This window comes from Nocardiopsis deserti (assembly GCF_008638355.1).
GTDB lineage: Bacteria > Actinomycetota > Actinomycetes > Streptosporangiales > Streptosporangiaceae > Nocardiopsis > Nocardiopsis alborubida.
The window spans coordinates 155,825-170,519 of the sequence record NZ_VWVS01000014.1; the positions used below are offsets into that span (position 1 = coordinate 155,825).

General features: G+C 68.3%; 19 protein-coding genes. 7 read left to right on the forward strand and 12 right to left on the reverse strand.

Annotated elements, in window-relative coordinates; all coding sequences use genetic code 11:
- Positions 1-35: 35 nt before the first annotated feature.
- The 12 genes from fxlM to FYW99_RS19245 all read right to left on the reverse strand — a co-directional run bounded on the left by fxlM (position 36) and on the right by FYW99_RS19245 (position 10,182).
- Positions 36-2,063, reverse strand: a complete 2,028-nt coding sequence (gene fxlM, locus FYW99_RS19190; protein ID WP_150253400.1) for a methyltransferase, FxLD system — start codon at positions 2,061-2,063, stop codon at positions 36-38.
- Positions 2,056-3,099, reverse strand: a complete 1,044-nt coding sequence (locus FYW99_RS19195; protein ID WP_223839233.1) for a lanthionine synthetase C family protein — start codon at positions 3,097-3,099, stop codon at positions 2,056-2,058. Before FYW99_RS19195 ends, fxlM begins: the two co-directional genes overlap by 8 nt.
- The gene (locus tag FYW99_RS32435; RefSeq protein ID WP_223839286.1) at positions 2,990-3,304 is read right to left on the reverse strand and encodes a hypothetical protein; all 315 of its coding nucleotides are present in this window, start codon (positions 3,302-3,304) and stop codon (positions 2,990-2,992) included. Before FYW99_RS32435 ends, FYW99_RS19195 begins: the two co-directional genes overlap by 110 nt.
- Positions 3,301-5,499: a lantibiotic dehydratase family protein gene (locus tag FYW99_RS19200; RefSeq protein ID WP_150253401.1), complete on the reverse strand. Its 2,199-nt coding sequence runs from the start codon at positions 5,497-5,499 to the stop codon at positions 3,301-3,303. Before FYW99_RS19200 ends, FYW99_RS32435 begins: the two co-directional genes overlap by 4 nt.
- Positions 5,500-5,559: 60 nt before the next feature.
- Positions 5,560-5,715: an FxLD family lanthipeptide gene (locus FYW99_RS19205; protein WP_150253402.1), complete on the reverse strand. Its 156-nt coding sequence runs from the start codon at positions 5,713-5,715 to the stop codon at positions 5,560-5,562.
- 67 nt (positions 5,716-5,782) lie between these two features.
- Entirely contained in the window at positions 5,783-5,941 is a 159-nt protein-coding gene (locus FYW99_RS19210; RefSeq protein ID WP_150253403.1) for an FxLD family lanthipeptide, read from the reverse strand.
- A gap of 111 nt (positions 5,942-6,052) precedes the next feature.
- Positions 6,053-6,910, reverse strand: a complete 858-nt coding sequence (locus tag FYW99_RS19215; RefSeq protein ID WP_150253404.1) for a helix-turn-helix domain-containing protein — start codon at positions 6,908-6,910, stop codon at positions 6,053-6,055.
- Entirely contained in the window at positions 6,911-7,435 is a 525-nt protein-coding gene (locus tag FYW99_RS19220) for a DUF6879 family protein (RefSeq protein WP_150253405.1), read from the reverse strand.
- Positions 7,419-7,613, reverse strand: a complete 195-nt coding sequence (locus FYW99_RS19225; RefSeq protein ID WP_150253406.1) for a hypothetical protein — start codon at positions 7,611-7,613, stop codon at positions 7,419-7,421. Before FYW99_RS19225 ends, FYW99_RS19220 begins: the two co-directional genes overlap by 17 nt.
- Before the next feature lie 197 nt (positions 7,614-7,810).
- Entirely contained in the window at positions 7,811-8,344 is a 534-nt protein-coding gene (locus tag FYW99_RS19230; protein ID WP_150253407.1) for a DUF6879 family protein, read from the reverse strand.
- Between the two features lie 594 nt (positions 8,345-8,938).
- Positions 8,939-9,331: a DUF397 domain-containing protein gene (locus tag FYW99_RS19240; RefSeq protein WP_223839235.1), complete on the reverse strand. Its 393-nt coding sequence runs from the start codon at positions 9,329-9,331 to the stop codon at positions 8,939-8,941.
- Positions 9,328-10,182 (reverse strand): helix-turn-helix domain-containing protein, encoded by an 855-nt coding sequence (locus FYW99_RS19245; RefSeq protein WP_190394723.1) that lies wholly within the window; start codon positions 10,180-10,182, stop codon positions 9,328-9,330. The genes FYW99_RS19240 and FYW99_RS19245 overlap by 4 nt, the downstream gene beginning before the upstream one ends.
- A gap of 433 nt (positions 10,183-10,615) precedes the next feature.
- Here FYW99_RS19245 and FYW99_RS19250 point away from each other — a divergent pair, with 433 nt between their 5' ends.
- The 7 genes from FYW99_RS19250 to FYW99_RS19280 all read left to right on the forward strand — a co-directional run bounded on the left by FYW99_RS19250 (position 10,616) and on the right by FYW99_RS19280 (position 14,680).
- Positions 10,616-11,044: an ATP-binding protein gene (locus tag FYW99_RS19250; RefSeq protein ID WP_150253410.1), complete on the forward strand. Its 429-nt coding sequence runs from the start codon at positions 10,616-10,618 to the stop codon at positions 11,042-11,044.
- Positions 11,045-11,054: 10 nt separating this feature from the next.
- Complete coding sequence (locus FYW99_RS19255; RefSeq protein ID WP_150253411.1) at positions 11,055-11,276, forward strand: hypothetical protein; 222 nt, start codon at positions 11,055-11,057, stop codon at positions 11,274-11,276.
- A 128-nt stretch (positions 11,277-11,404) separates the two neighbouring features.
- A complete protein-coding gene (locus FYW99_RS19260; RefSeq protein ID WP_150253412.1) occupies positions 11,405-11,905 on the forward strand; it encodes a hypothetical protein in 501 nt (166 codons plus the stop codon).
- 5 nt (positions 11,906-11,910) lie between these two features.
- Positions 11,911-12,435 (forward strand): ATP-binding protein, encoded by a 525-nt coding sequence (locus FYW99_RS19265; protein WP_150253413.1) that lies wholly within the window; start codon positions 11,911-11,913, stop codon positions 12,433-12,435.
- A gap of 262 nt (positions 12,436-12,697) precedes the next feature.
- Entirely contained in the window at positions 12,698-13,219 is a 522-nt protein-coding gene (locus tag FYW99_RS19270; protein WP_223839237.1) for a hypothetical protein, read from the forward strand.
- A gap of 56 nt (positions 13,220-13,275) precedes the next feature.
- A complete protein-coding gene (locus FYW99_RS19275) occupies positions 13,276-14,004 on the forward strand; it encodes a hypothetical protein (protein WP_223839271.1) in 729 nt (242 codons plus the stop codon).
- Positions 14,005-14,062: 58 nt separating this feature from the next.
- Positions 14,063-14,680 (forward strand): SAF domain-containing protein, encoded by a 618-nt coding sequence (locus FYW99_RS19280; RefSeq protein WP_150253414.1) that lies wholly within the window; start codon positions 14,063-14,065, stop codon positions 14,678-14,680.
- The last annotated feature ends 15 nt before the right edge of the window (positions 14,681-14,695 follow it).

Sequence of the window (14,695 nt, forward strand, 5' to 3'; positions counted from 1 at the left end):
CGGCCGGGGGATGAGCGGGAACCAGTGCGCGAACCTCATGCGGGCTCGCCCCAGGAGACCACCAGTGTGGAGTGGGCCCGCGCCAGCACCCGCCGAGTGGCGGTGGAGGGTTCCGGGACGGGGTTGTAGTGCAGGGCGAAGGAGAGTTCCTCGGCGCGGTGGGGTTCCCAGGCCCGGATGTGTTCGGTCATCTGCTCGGCCAGCTTCTGTCCGGCGGGGGTGTGTCCGATGACGCCGACCTCGTGGCGGCCCTGCTGGCCTTGCACCGGGCGCATCGTCAGATACGCCAATCCCCGCTCGCCCGCGGGGACGCTGGCCATATCCCCCCAGGGCAGCCCGGGGGAGACCAGGCCGCCGACCACGGCTCGGGGCTGGACCGGCATGCGCGAGACGCGGTTGTCCAGGCGGGTGGCCAGCCACAGCCACATCGGGTCCAGGGGCTGGCCCTTGCCGAAGTCCACCCCCGTCCAGGTGGTGGCGGAGGGCTCGGCGAGCACGTGGTCCACCTGCTCGGGTGTGATGCTCTGGTCCTGGTTGGTCTGGAGCAGGACCGTCCCGTCGGCGTCCAGGGCCAGGATGCGGCGCGGGTCGTCGCCGACACCTCCGCCGCGCAGGGGCATGAACGTGCACAGCTGGCTGCCTATGGACGCCCAGTGGTCGCCGCGGGCTTCGAAGACGATGGAGCGGGAGACGTCTCCGGCGATGCGCACCGGGGCGATAAGCCTGCCGCCGGGGGCGAGCTGGTCCACCCAGGCGCGGGGCACGTCGTGGCAGCCCACCGTGGCGATGATCCGGTCGAACGCGGCTTCGTCGGGGTGGCCGAGCGCGCCGTCGCTCAGGACCACGGTGACGTTGGTGGCGCCGTTCTCCTTCAGTCGGGCACGCGCGCCCTCGACGAGGTCCTGGTCGACGTCGATGGTGGTGACCGTCCCGGTCGGCCCGACCATGTGGCCGATGAGGGCGGCGTTGTATCCGGTGCCCGCTCCCAGTTCCAGTACGCGCATGCCCGGTTCTAGGGCGGCCTGTTCCAGCATGGTCGCGACGACTCCGGGTTGAGAGCCGCAGCTGATGGAGGCGCCGTTGTCGTCGTGCTTGATGTGCACGGGGGCGTTGGTGTAGGCCTCCTCCAGGGTGGCGTTGGGAACGAAGGCATGGCGCGGTACCGCGCGGAACGCTCCTTCCACCGCCGGGGTGGTGAGGACACCGTTCTCCCGTAGATGCCGGATGAGCCCATCGCGCAGGGCCTCGGCGGACGCGGATGTGGCGCGGTGGGTGGTGTCGGTCATGGCGGCCTCTCTGGCGGTGGTGGACAGGATGTGCTGGTCCCGGTAGGGCAGGCCCCACCGGTTGAAGGCGAAGATCAGGTGGTGGGCACACACCGCGCGCAGGCCCCGGTTCAACCTGCCTTGGGCGGCGAGGTCGGCCAGGGCGGCTCCGGCCGCGGTGAACACCTGCACCCAGCTGCTGGTGTGGCGCAGCGACCACGAAGAGGTAAGGGAGCGCGGGTTGAGGGCCATCAGGGTGCGCGCGGAGGAAAGCAGCTCCTCTTCCGCACGGAAGGGCTCGGGAAGGGCACGTAGGGCGGCGACCTTGGCCCAGACGTCGGCCTGCTCGAACCAGTCCAACCGGGCACCGCGCAGGAAGGCACTGCCGAGCAGGAGGGCGAGCTCGCGACGGCCCAGCTCAGTATCCGAGGCCGCACTGCGGCGTGCCAGGTAGGCGAGAATGTGGCGGCTGTCCTCGCAGAACGCGGTGTGGGCCAACGCCATCCCCGCCGCTCCGCCAAAAACCCCGGTCTCGGGCTCATAGACACCGTGCACCCACCGGGCCACGGCTCCCTCACGGTGGAGCCGCTCCAGTTCGGTGTCCAGAAACTGCCGGGCCGGACGGTCTCCGGTGTAGCGCAGCCGCCAGTGGGGCTTCTTGCGCACGAACCACCATGTCGGGACGAGCCCTTCCTCGCGTGCTTGTTCGAGCGCCGGGCCCAGGCTGTGCACAGCCCAGTGCTCGGCAGCGGTCCAGTCGGCCCACTGGATGAGGATTTGCGGTTGCTCGTTACCCATCAGTGTGGTGCTCCTGGTGGTCGAGGAGGAGGAAGGCGGCCCACCCCAGGACGGGGGTGGGGTTGTGCAGTGTGTGCAGAGTGGTGGCGATGCCCGCCGCGCCTTCCAGCAGGCCGATCCCAACCCTGGCGACCAGATCATCTGCCACCACGGCGGCATTGCCGTCCGAGAGCGCGGCGTACAGCTCGGAGGCGTTGCCCAGCGCGGTGGCGTGGGCGAGCACTGCCAGACCGGCACGGCCGTGGCACAGCGAGAAGTCCGGTGCAGTCGGTGACGTGGAAGTGTCGGTGAAGACGCGGGCGAGAGTGCTCTGCGCCCCGGCGTAGCGCCGCTGGTCCCCGAGCGCATCGGCGGCGAGCAACTGCGCCCGGGCCACACCGGCGGCGCCGTAGCACCACGAGGGCTGCTGCGGGCCGACCAGAGTGCACGCCCCGTCGAACTGGGCGCGGGTGACCCAGTACGGCCACCACGCCCCGGACGGAGACGTCTGTTCCCAGGTGTCGAGCCAGGCCAGGATGCGCTCGATGGCTTCCACGTGTCCGTCCACCTCGATTCCGCGCCGCAGGGCGGCTGCCAGGAGTGTCAGGGGACCGGCGATGCCGTGGGCCATGCCGGTGTTGGCGTGTCCACCAGGGAAAGCAGCATCGACCCTTCCTCCTGGACCGACCGGACTCCACCAGCCGGGAAGGCTACGGCCGTGGACGGTGACGGGCTCGGTCAACCGCACCAGAGCGGCCAGCAGACCCTGAAAGAGCGGGCCCTGCGGGTCGCGGGCCAGGAGCAGGGCTCCCAGCCCAGTTAGGCCCCGGATGGTGTCGAACTCCGAAAGCAGCGCAAGCTCACCGGCGTCCATCCGCGCGTGCGCTTGTTCCAGCCGGGAGAGCACGATCCGTTCCACGGCCCTGTCTAGCCGGGCAAGCTCACGCTCATACCCCAGGTGGACCGTCGCCGCCCGGTGCAGGACGAACGCCACCGCAGGCGCGCCGTAGTACAAGGTGCGTGCTGGGGGAGGAGTCCACGCCCTCGGCGACTGCACACTCCAGCCACCGCTGGACACGTTCCCACGGCCCGTGGCCGGTGCGCGCGCGTTCGATGTGCAACAGCGCCACCCCGACCGCACCGTGTGCCAGCGACTGGGGCCACCACCGCTCTCCGGCCAGAGCACGCCCCTGCTCGGGTGTGGCCAGGCGGTCGGCCACCAGCCCCGCTATCTCCGTCGCTTCGGTGAGCGTGGTGTTCACGCGGCCTCCTTCCGGCAGAGCTGAACGAGAACCTCGGTCGGCCGCCCCTCGCACCATCCGGACGAGCGTGGATCGGGAGCCTCGGTGAGAACCGTGCCGCCTTCCTTGTCCATCTGGGCGCGCAGCAGGAACAGGTGCGCCGGTTCGTCAAGGTTCAGCCGCAGCCGCTGGTCGCCCTTGCCCAGGTTCACCACGCCGGGCAGGTTGCGGCGCTCAGCCCAGAGTGCCCACGCCTGCCGCCACCGCGGCCACGGCGCGGTACGCGGGGGCAGGTCGGCGGCCCTGACACGCCACCGGGCGTTGGCCAGGACCACGTTGCCCGAGCGCACACGGGGCAGGAACGGCATCGAGGAGGCCACGCCCCAGTCGAACCCGAGGACCACCGCGCGTCCGGCACGGGGGAGTTCGGCCAGGAACCGGGCCAGCGGCGGGGCGTAGCGCAGGTTCAGCGCGTGCGGCACGACAGGCTCGACCCTGCGCGCCAGGGAGTGTGAGAACAGGAAGAGACCGTCGTCATCGCACCCGACCGCGAGATCGTCCACGCCCAGCTGCCCTGGCCCTGGACCGGGGCATTCACCCACGCTGACGACGTGGTCGAGAAGCCTCCCCGAGCGGACCAGATGGGCGCTGCGGGCTCGCAGCGGTGGGAACGACAACTGCACCGGAACCGCCCCGGTGGAGGTGGTGTGTGAGACGGCTTCGCGCAGGTCGTTCCGAAGACCGGCCAGGGCGGCGAAGCGTCCCGCCATGGTGGCCGCGCTGCGGGAGGCGCCCAGCACCGCGACGCGGAACCGGCCGCTGTCCAGCGCGGCTTGTGAGGGCGACTCCACGCGCAGGTTCAGTTCCGTGTTTCCAGGAGGCGGCGCGAAGTGTCGGGCGGCCAGAGCGTCCAGGAGCGCGTCTGCGGTGATCTCCCACCGCCCGTCCAGAGCGGCGGTCTGGGCCTGCTCCAGCAGCCAACGGTCGCGACTGGTGAGGGGCTCGGCGCGGCCTTCGGCGTCAGCGGTGGCGTATCCGTAAGGGAAGCCCAGCCCCGTCTGGGGGTGCACGACTTCACGGACGGGCACGAGCGCGTCGCCGTACCGGTCGGCGAACCGCTCCCGGTACGTGCGCCATGCGGGCAGCCCGTCCGGGTAAGGGGACAAGACGGTCAGCATGTGCGCGGCCTGCTCCGCCGCGCGCGCCACCGCCACGGGCAGGGCCAGGTCGGCGTCCACCCGCACGTCCACCCCCAACGACTGGACCCGGGACACGCGCGCGACCGCCTCGTCGGCCTTCCCCAGAGTGCTGGACCTACCACTGCGGTTGTGCTCCTCCACTGCCGTGTGCGCCCCATGGAGAAGCGACACCACCGGTCGGACTTCGGGCAGAGCGCAGCCGTTGCTCTGGGCGAGGGAAGAGACGAGGCAGCCAAGGGGATTGGTCTCGGTGAACGCCGGGGCGAGAGAGGTGAGCAGTGCCCGCACTTGGACCAATCGGGCGAGCATGGCGTCGGTGCTCACGGCAGACTCATCGGGGTACTCAGCGGCCAGTTTGGCACGGAGTACCGGCCACGGCACGGGTTGGCGTGCTGCTTCCAGGACCAGGTGTACGGCGCTGCTGATACGGATCTCGACCTGCTCCGTGTCCGACCCGGACGCACCCGGGTCGGGACGCGCGTACTGGGGCACGACGAGGTGTCCGCGCTCTTCGATGGCGGTGTTGTTGGCGACGACCAGTAGGTGCTCACGCACCGCAGGGAGGTCCTCCAGCGCGCTGACGGTCTCGGCCACCCATGCCCCGCCCAGAGAGACCACCTTCCGGTGGGCGCCATCCCACACCACCTGTGAGCGTTCGGAGAAGGTCGCGGCGGCCACGCCGGCGAACAGCCCGAAGGGAGTGGCGCGGCTGTGGGCCCGCAGCACATACCGCAGGACGGCAGCGGTCACCTTCCGCACCCGGCGCACCTTCACCACGGTCGGATCCTGGTCGAGCAGAGCTTCCACACCGGCCGCCAGGTCGGGCGAGGCGTGCCGGATCGCTTCGGTCAGACCCAGGTGCTTCCGCGCGCGGTGCAGCCACTCCAGCCACGGACGCGGATCACTGCTGCTCAGGTCCGGTACACCGTCCGTCGGCAGGTCGTCGAGCAGGCTCGCCCGCACCAACGGTCGGCCGACCACACGCCAACCCACGTACTGCTCCTCGCCGGAAGCCATCTCCCCTCCTCCCAGGAGCGCTGGTCGGCACCGGTTCCGGGCCGGTGCCGACCGTGCGGATCAGTTCGCGGTGCTGACGCACGCGTCCGGGCAGCTGGAGCCGCAGCCGTCGTCACTGGCGGGAAACGGCTGTGTGGAGGGGACGGACGCGATGAGGCGAAGGTCCAGGGTCAGCGGCTCGGACGGTTCGGTGCTGACGGGCTCGGTCAGGTGCATGAACTCTCCTGTGGGTGATGGCGGCGATGAACGGATCAAGGATCCGGCGGAGCCGGGAAAGCGTCGTTCAGGCCGAGGTGCTGGTGACGCACGTGGTGGGGCAGCTGGTTCCGCAGCCGTCGTCGGTGAGGTTGATCAGCTGGGCCAGGGAGTCGCTGTTCTCGATCAGTCGGATGTCGAGGGCGAAGGGAGATTCCGGGCTGGGGTTGTCCTGCGTGTTCTGCACAGGTCTTTCCTTTCTCATGGGGGCCTGTGAGCACAGCTCAGATTAGGGACCCGCACAAGACAGGTGAAGGTGTTTCCCGCCAGGGAATAAATTCATCCTTAGTGGTGCCGGTTATGTCCAGTTGCGGTATTCCTGGGCGAGGCCGCGCAGGAATGGCCTGGTCTTTTCGCCTTCGAGTGCGTGTTCGTGGAAGAAGGCGAATATCTCCATGCTGTAGGAGATATCCTTCGGGTCGCGCAGGGCGAGCTTGCCCGTGAACACCTCGACGGTCACCAGGCGGTCGTCGTAGACGGTGAACCCGTTGAGGGGACCGCTGGGCACGGGGGGATCGGCGGGCACGACGCGGATGTCCACGCTGGGCAGTTCGCTGAGCGAGGCGATCCGGTCCATCTGCACCGCCATCGCCTCCGGACGGCACAGCGGCCAGCGCAGGGCGGCCTCGGTCAGGACGAACACGAAGCGCTTGCCCTCGTCGTAGAGCACTGTCTGGCGCTCCAGGCGCCGAGCGAGCGCCGTCTTCCAGCTCGCACCGCGGTTCACCAGCGTGTGGGAGAGGGTCTGGCGCGCGTAGTCCGGGGTCTGCAGAAGCCCGGTGATCATGCAGGGCAGGAAGAAGCGGATGGTGGACGCCGAGGCCTCGATTGCGGCCAGGTCCCGCTGCGTCTCCCCGAGTCCGCGCTGGAGCGCGGTGCGAAAGCCCTGGTAGTCGGTGTTGGCCACACGGGCCAGCTCCAGTAGGCGCGCGGCCTCCTCCTGTCCGGGCGGAACGTCGAGCGCACGCAGGATGCGCTCGACGTCCAGCGCAGAGGGCAGCACGCGGCCGTTCTCGATCTTGCTGACCTTGGCCTGGCTCATCCCGCTGCGGACGGCGAGCCGCGCGCCGGTCAGCCCCGAGGCGCGGCGGAGGCTGCGAAGGGCCTCTGCCAGCTCGCTGCGCGGCTGTTGGGCACGGTCGGGCTCAAGCGTCAATCAGTCGGCCTTGTAGTACTCGGTGAAGGGGACGGCGTGTTCCAGGGCCAGGTTCTTGTAGGAGACGTAGGGGGCGGGGTCGGCCCCCTCCAGGAGTTCCCGGCCTCTCTGGGTTCCGTCGGCAGCGTAGTGCATGAGCACCACATGGGCGTTGTCGAAGAGCCAGAAGTCCTGGCGGGGCAGGCCGGGGTCGGGGGTGGTGGCGAAGTCGAGGATGTTGACCTCTTCACCGGCCTGGACGCTGAAGGCGTACCCCCACTCGAACTGGAATCGCAGGTGGTCGCCGAGAGGGCTGGTCAGGGTGTGGACCCGTCGGATCCGGCGTCCGGACTCGACGTGGTTGCGCACGCGGAGCAGGTAGCTGTCGGTGTGCAGCTCCTCGGCCGGGCGGGTCTGCCCGGCCAGGAACCGGCGTAGTTCCTCTTCCTCCTCGGGCACCGTGTAGCTGGGCAGGGTCTCCAGCCGGAACGCCTCGTGCTGGAAGGAGTCGAAGAACTCCCGCCAGGCGTCACCTTCCAAGCGCACGGGCGGCCTCCTCGATCAGGTGCGTGGGGATCTCGACCGCGGCCTCTCCGGGAGAGGGGGTGAGGCCGGTGGTGTCGGTCAGGAGTGCGCCCTGCACGACGACGGTCCCGTTGTCGGTGGAGTAGATTCCCGGGCAGTCATCCCGGTTGCAGTCGCCGGAGAGCTTCTTGAACTTCATGGCATGGCCCTTTCCGAAAGGGTCGAAACGGAATTTACAGTAGAGAGGCCAGTGGGTCCGGTCAATCTCTGGCTGGATATTCCTGCCTGGGAATAAAACCGGGTTGTGCGGGCGGTCATGCGCTGTCCTCTTGCGCACGCGACGAAGCGCCTCGGACAGTTCTCCGCGGCGCCCGTCGACGCTCTCTGGTTCCAGCACTAGGTGTTCAGTCGTGCCCTGTAATGCTTGTAGGGAGTCCCCAACCGAAGCGCGGTGTCCTTGCGGGAGATGTACTCCGAGACATTCGCGTCTTCGAGGAGAACTCGGTCGATCTGCGTTCCGTCGTCCTCGTACCGCATGAGGACGACATGCGTGTCATCGAAGAGCCAGAAGTCCTCATGCGCAGCGAACGGCAGATCCGAAGGCGTCTCCGTCTCGATGATCCGCACATCCTCGCCCGCCACGATGTTGAAGTCGTATCCCCACTCCATCTCGTAGCGCAGGTAGTCCGACAGCGGCGGTGTCACCACGTGAACACGCTCCACGCGGCGTCCGGAGGACCTGAACCTCCGCACTCTGTGTAGCCATGGGGAGTCCGCCAGTTCCTCGTCCGGTCGTGGCTCGTCAGCTAGGAAGCGTTTGAACTCCTCGTCCTCGGAGGTGACCCCATAGACCGGCAGGGTCTCCAACCGGAACGCGTAGTCACTGAAGGCGTCGAAGAACTCGCGCCAGGCGTCACCTTCCAAGCGCACGGGCGGCCTCCTCCCGCACAGTTCGGGGGGTCTCGACGAGGATCTCTCCCTCGGGGCTGGTCACACTCGTCACCAGATCGCCCTGAACGACGATTGAGTTCCTGTCGGTGGCCAACACTTTGGGACAGTCGTCGCCCTGGTCTTTTGCTGTCTCCACCAGGTTGCGACGAAACTCGCCTGCGTGAACTGGTCCGCTAGCGTGCGGGTGTGGTGTTCTTCCGTTCCCAGGTCCGCGGTGATTTATCACTGCAGTCCGCTGGAGAGCATCACGTCCCACAGGATGAGGGTTGCGGCGGTGGCGTTCTTTGGTCCAGAGGGCGAGGTCGATGTGGGTCGGGTCCTCGGTGGGATCGGGGGATCGGCGATCGTCCTGGGGGGCTTCAACGGTCATGAGAGCATGGTGTGAGATGCAGTTAGCGTTGGGGTGGGGCTTTTCGTGGGGTTTTTGAGGGATGGCCGAGGTTGGCCGCTTTTTAACTGGCCAGTAGGTCTCGTGGAGATAACGCCCCGCGTTTTCGCAGGTCGTTAAGCGTGAGCCCCGCGCACGCGGAGATGAGTCTGGGCTCACCTTGGTAGCGGAGTGGCTGGCGCTGTCTATACGGAGACGAGGACGCCGCGCGGGTGCTCGCCCTTCAGCTCACCGGCCAGGGCGCCCGCGTGGAAGGCGTCCCATTCTGCCTTGGTGTAGGTCAGGGCGGGGGAGACGGGGACTCCGGTGTCGGTGAGGGTGAAGCCGCCGTCGGGAAGGAACGTGGCGTGCAGGCGTCTGAAGACGGTGGTTCCGCCTGTCGCGACCTGGTCGAGGAAGTACTCCCAGTCGGCGTGGGGGACGGTGAGCGTGGGCCCGGCGGGGTTCTTGGTGTCACCGATCTCGATCACGCCCGCGTACGGGACCCGGACCTGGACACACCCTTGAGGGTTGGTGCTGAGACTCGACTTCACCCATGCCGTAGGCAGAACCTGGTCTTCCTGGGAGGGGCGACTCACTTCAGCTCCTTGAGGGTTTTGGAGAGGTAATTCGTGGTGTCTTCGGGACTCAGCGCGATCTCTTCCAGCCGCTTCAGCAGGAGCTTACAACGGCGTACTTCGCGTGGTTTGAGCAGGAAGCTGTTGCCCGTGCTGCCCTCCGCGTGGGCGACCGGGGGCTGGTCCTGGAACTCCAGGAGGGCGACGTTCCCGTTCAGGCCGACGTGCGCACCCAGGGAGAAGGGGAGTACCTGGAGGCTGATGTGGGGTTTCGCCTGTTCCTTGATCAGGTGCTGGATCTGCTCGCGCATCACCTCGGTTCCACCGATCGGCCTCATGAGAGCTGCTTCCTCCATCACCACCGACAGGCGCAGAGGTGGTTCACGGTCGAAGAGTTCCTTGCGGCGCATCCGGACGTCGACCAGGAGGTCGATGTCCTCCGGAGGTTTGCCGAAGGTGGCTCCGTGCAGGACCGCGCTCGCGTACTCCCGGGTCTCCAGTAGGCCGTGAACGAGAGTGGTCTCGTAGGCGTTCACGGACACAGCGTCGAGTTCGAGACCGATATAGGTGTCGAACCTGGGAGGTAGGACCTCGTCGTAGGCCTCCCACCAACCGGCTTCGGAAGCGTCGTCCAGGAGCCGGTGCAGTGACTCCCTCTCGCCGCTCTCCTCCACGTGGAACAGGTCCAGGAGCTTGTCGAGCTGCTCGGGGTCAGGGACGAGGCTGCCGCCCTCGAACTTGCTGATCGTAGAAGGCGCGCAACCGATGTTCGAGGCGACCCGAGCGCCGGTCAGCTTTCCGTCCGAGCGCAGTTTACGCAGGTGGGCGCCGAGCTTGCGGCGTGCTGCTGCCGGGCTGCGCTGAGCTTCCACGTCGTTCCCCTCATTCCGTTCTCGCGGCTCCGATGACCGGTTGGCACACCCACTCACCCTAAGTCTTAGGGCTTCCTGGACATGCCCAGGTTGTTCCTGGCACTTGCCAGGAAAGTTCCCAGAATGCATTATGGGATCAGTGAGCGTTCAGGTCGTCGCCTTCCGTGACGGATGTCGGACTGAACACTCGCAGTCGGCGAGGGGCGTCGCCTGGAGAGCCCGGGTGAGTGAGACGCCACTCGAACTGGATGTTCGCGCCGGGGCGGTTCTGTTGAGTCAGCATCCACCGTGCCCGTCGCCAGTCCATCCCTTCTCTCGGAAGGTCACGATGAGCAGCTTTGACATACCGCGGCAACGGACACCGTGGGATGACGATGGATCAGCAGCCCGTGCAGAGGACCTGCCCCGACGGGTGTCCAACGGAAGGCGGGGGGTGCGGACAGCGATCTTCGGGTCGCTGCCCTCGCAGGTCCGACAGATGCGCGCGTGGTGCCGTAATGGGGTGTTCGTGGACCCGCTGCGAGCCCTGCGCGTGGAAGTGGTGGCCAGCGAGCTGGTGACCAATGCGCTGGTCCACTCGGCCTCGGGTCGGATGGGTGGGCGCGTCCGGGTGGAGATGGAGCCTCTGCCCAGGCAACTCGTACGTATCGCAGTCACTGACGACGGCCCGCAGCCGGGCCAGCTTACTTGTCTCCCGCGCCTGTCACCTGAGGTCGATGCTCTGGCGGCGTGCGGACGAGGGCTGCGCCTGGTGGACCGGCTGTCCGTGGAGTGGGGCTGGAACGGTGAGCCCGGCACATCCCTGACCGTGTGGGCGCACATCGACCCCTACGCACCCGTGCCCGACACCGTCGAGGCTTGAGGGGCGCCGAGTGGCGTGGAACCGAAGTCAGGGCGCCGCCCAGTACGAGGCCGCCCGCCTGCTGGAACAACTCCACGAACGCTGGTGGGTGCTGTGGGGACCGGCTTCGCGCCGCTTCTTCGCCTTCCACCTCGGCCCGCATCGTGTTCCGCCGCTGAGCGCGGCCACACCGCAGCTGCTGGACGCGGCTATCCGCGCCACCGAGCGCGAACTTCGATCCCTTCGGCCGTGAGCGGGAAGCGCAGCCCTATCCGGGGCCAATGACACCCGCACACACAACAGAAAACAAGGTGCCCCGACCGGTGCTCCAACACCGGACCGGGGCGCGATCAACCACCTGAATGCAGCAGGAGGAAGACCGTGGAACACCCTACCGGGCGACACCGCAGGCCCCGCCAAAGCCTGGCCGGGCGCGCGTGGGCTCTGACCGTCGCCGTGCTGGCCATCGCCTTGGCCTACGTGTTCATGCCCGAACACCACCGACGTCCCAGGCCGGAGCGGACCGCGATCACGCCGCCGTCCCGACGCCGGGAACTGCCACCCACACCTGCACCCGCCAAGCGAGGCCCCGTCCACGAGCCGCCGGACTTCCCCAGTGGCCAGGTGGGGCGCACGAGGACGGCCCAGGCCTTCTCCCATGGTCAGAGCGACCGCCACACACAGGTACCCCGCCCTCGTTCCGGAAACGAGGCTGTCCCTTCCACACTCGATCCCGACACGGGCACGCTGGTCCGCCCCTACATGCCGCCGTTCCCGCGAATCCCGGTCGGTGACCTGCTGGCCGAACCCGTGAAGGAGCAGGCCGACGACTTCGCGGACCTGGCCGCCGTCATCCGCGTCTACCTCGACAGGGTCGGGTGAGCACCATGACGAAGACGCTCACTCCTGTCTCGGCTCCGGAACCGGTTCCGTCCCCGCCCCGGCGGGCGTCGACCTGGTGGGAGCATCGCGCCTACCCCTCGGACCTGGTCCAGGCCCGTCAGGTCCGCGCCGACCTGCGCGCTGATCTGGCAGGGTTCGATCCCGACCTGGTGGACACTGTGTTGCTGTGCGCGGCCGAACTGGCCGCCAACGCCGTCAAGTACGCACCCGAGGGCCAGGAGTTCCTGCGCGCCCTCGCCCTCCTGGACGAACACACACTGTGGCTGGCCGTGGTGGACGCAGGAGGCGGCACCGGTCTTCCTCGTATCCCGCACGACCGGTCGGCCGACGAGTGGTTGCTGGCCGAGGGGCAGCGCGGCCTGATGCTCGTCGACTCCCTCGCCCAGGCGTGGGGACACTACCCGGTGGGTCCTGGCAGCGCCCGCCTGGGCATCGGGGTCTGGGCAACCTTCCCGGTCTCTCCCGGTGAGCTCCCTGCCGGACTGCCGAGGTTCGTTCTGAGTAGCTGACCAAGCTCTGTTCCCTGACCGCCGTGGGCGGCGCCTGTCCCGGGCGCCGCCCACTGTTGCGCATGGAAGCCGTTTTGCTGGTGGCGCTGGCCACCTGAAGAGTGTTTCCGCAGGTAGACGAGTTGGACATCGGATAGGCGTGAGCTTAACGACAGTTTTTCTCCGATGAGTCGTCCGAAACCACTTGTGTGCAGGTCAAGCAAGCGGCTACGTTCTCTCTTGTCACGGAGAGTGACGCATAAATCACTCCAGGGAGCGCTCTGTGGTGCGTGGATCCTTGCTGTTCCTGTCAGGCGTGATGCTCCTTGCCGGATGCACTGCTGAAGCGGATGATGCCACCGAACCGGTCGTTCAATCCGCAACCATTCCGTCTGAAACGGAAGCTTCGGAGAAGTCCCCGGAAGAAGAGGCCGTCGACACCTACCTGAGGTTCTGGGACGCGATCGTTCTTGCCTCCGCTGAAAAGGACCCGAACCATCCGGACCTGGAGCAGTACGCCGTCGGCCAGGCGCTCGAACTGGCGCAGCGGGGCGTCCAGGGAGTGGCCGAAGCCGGTTACGGCATGGAGGGCGAGCCGGTTCCCGCTCCTGAGGTGGTCTCTGCTGAGCCCACAGACGAACCGAGGTCGATCGTGATCAGGGACTGCCAAGGAGCGGGTGACTGGAAGGTCGTCGGAGAGGCCGAGCCAAGGTCCGACAACGTACGCGTGGACGCCAGGGTGAACCGCGACGTTTTCTCCTGGCGGGTGGTTCAGCTACAGGTGTGGGGAGACGACTCGTGCTGATTTCGACGACAATCCTCGCCGCTGCCGTCCTTCCTGCCGTGACCGTCGTGTCTCCAATGCTTCCTCCGCCGAGCGAGATCGACTTCAAGGGCAACGCCTCCTGCGAAGCGTCTGGCTGCTCTGCCTTCGCCGGATCCGGGCAGCACAGCGGCGGCTCGTCGGGCGGCGCGCCCCGGCCCGACGGCGGCGGAACGGTCGTGCTCTCCGCCGACACCCCGTGCGTGGAGATGGACCAGGCGGAACCGGGCTGGACCTGCGTCGCCTCAACCAGGTCCGGCCCAGGCAGCGGCGGGGAAACCGTCAGTCCGCGCCAGGCCGCCGAGCAGGCACGGGCCTCCATGAGCCTGCCCTCGCCCACCCTGGCCTCCTCGCCCACCGAGGACTCGGTCGTGCACTTCCCGGTATGGCTGTGGGTGGACGGCGCCGACTGGGAACCGGTCAGCGCGACCGCCTCCGTCTCCGCGGGTTCGGTCACCGTGACCGCCGTGCCGCAGCAGCTCCGCTGGGACATGGGCGACGGAACGGTGTTCTACTGCGACGGACCCGGGACCGCCTTCGACCCCGCGCACCACGACGCCGAGACCCCCTCACCCGACTGCGGCCACGTCTACACCCGCACGTCCCGCAACCAGCCCGACAACCGCTTCCCGGTCACCGTCACGGTGTCCTGGACGGTGGAGTGGACCACCAGCGCTGGCGGTGGAGGCACCCTCGACCCGTTGACGACCGGCGCCTCCGACAGCGTCCGCGTGCGCGAGGTCCACGCCCTGGTCACCGACGGCTGAACACCAGGGGCCTCGACGCATCAGGGACCTCAACGCACCAGGGACGGGAGCACAGGGCGTGACGACGTTGACCAAACCCCACTCAGGCGACCGGAAGACGAGGAAATCCCGGCTGTCCGCGGTTCGCCGCCGCGGCTGGAAGCGGCCCTTCGCCGGGATCGCCGCCATGGCCTTGGGCGGCGTCGTCGCCGCATGGGCCGCCACCCACGAGGAGGAGCCCGCGACGGTCCTGGTCGCCGTCAACGATGTGGAGGCCGGTGACGACCTCGACATCGCCGACCTGCGGGTCGTGCCCGCCCTCGGAGTGGAGGAGCTGGACCTGGTCACGGTCCCCGAGGCCCTGCGCGGTCGGGCGGCGGCACCGATCTCGGCCGGAACCGTGCTCACCGGTCCGATGATCGCCGACACCTCCTCCTGGCCCGCGCCGGGACAGGCGGTGGTCGCGGTGGAGACCGCTCCGGGGATGCTCCCGGACTCCGCGGGCAAGGGCGCGCTGCTGTTGGTGGTCGCCGGGGAGGGCGACCCCTTCCCCGCCCGCCTGCACTCGCTGGGGAACGAGGAGGCCTCGGCGGACGCGCGGGTCGTGGAGCTTTTGGTGGTGGACGACGACGTGGCCGGGGTGGCCCGAGCCGTGGACGAGCCGGGCACGCGCCTGGTGCTCATGGCCGAGCCGTAGGACGACGAAGCAGGA

What these genes read in the sequence shown, in the direction of transcription:
- FYW99_RS19265 (WP_150253413.1), top strand. Translation starts at nt 11,911, where the DNA reads ATGACGAAGACGCTCACTCCTGTCTCGGCTCCGGAACCGGTTCCGTCC.
- FYW99_RS19225 (WP_150253406.1), bottom strand. Translation starts at nt 7,613, where the DNA reads ATGAAGTTCAAGAAGCTCTCCGGCGACTGCAACCGGGATGACTGCCCG.
- fxlM (WP_150253400.1), bottom strand. Translation starts at nt 2,063, where the DNA reads ATGGGTAACGAGCAACCGCAAATCCTCATCCAGTGGGCCGACTGGACC.
- FYW99_RS19200 (WP_150253401.1), bottom strand. Translation starts at nt 5,499, where the DNA reads ATGGCTTCCGGCGAGGAGCAGTACGTGGGTTGGCGTGTGGTCGGCCGA.
- FYW99_RS19205 (WP_150253402.1), bottom strand. Translation starts at nt 5,715, where the DNA reads ATGCACCTGACCGAGCCCGTCAGCACCGAACCGTCCGAGCCGCTGACC.
- FYW99_RS19275 (WP_223839271.1), top strand. Translation starts at nt 13,276, where the DNA reads ATGCTTCCTCCGCCGAGCGAGATCGACTTCAAGGGCAACGCCTCCTGC.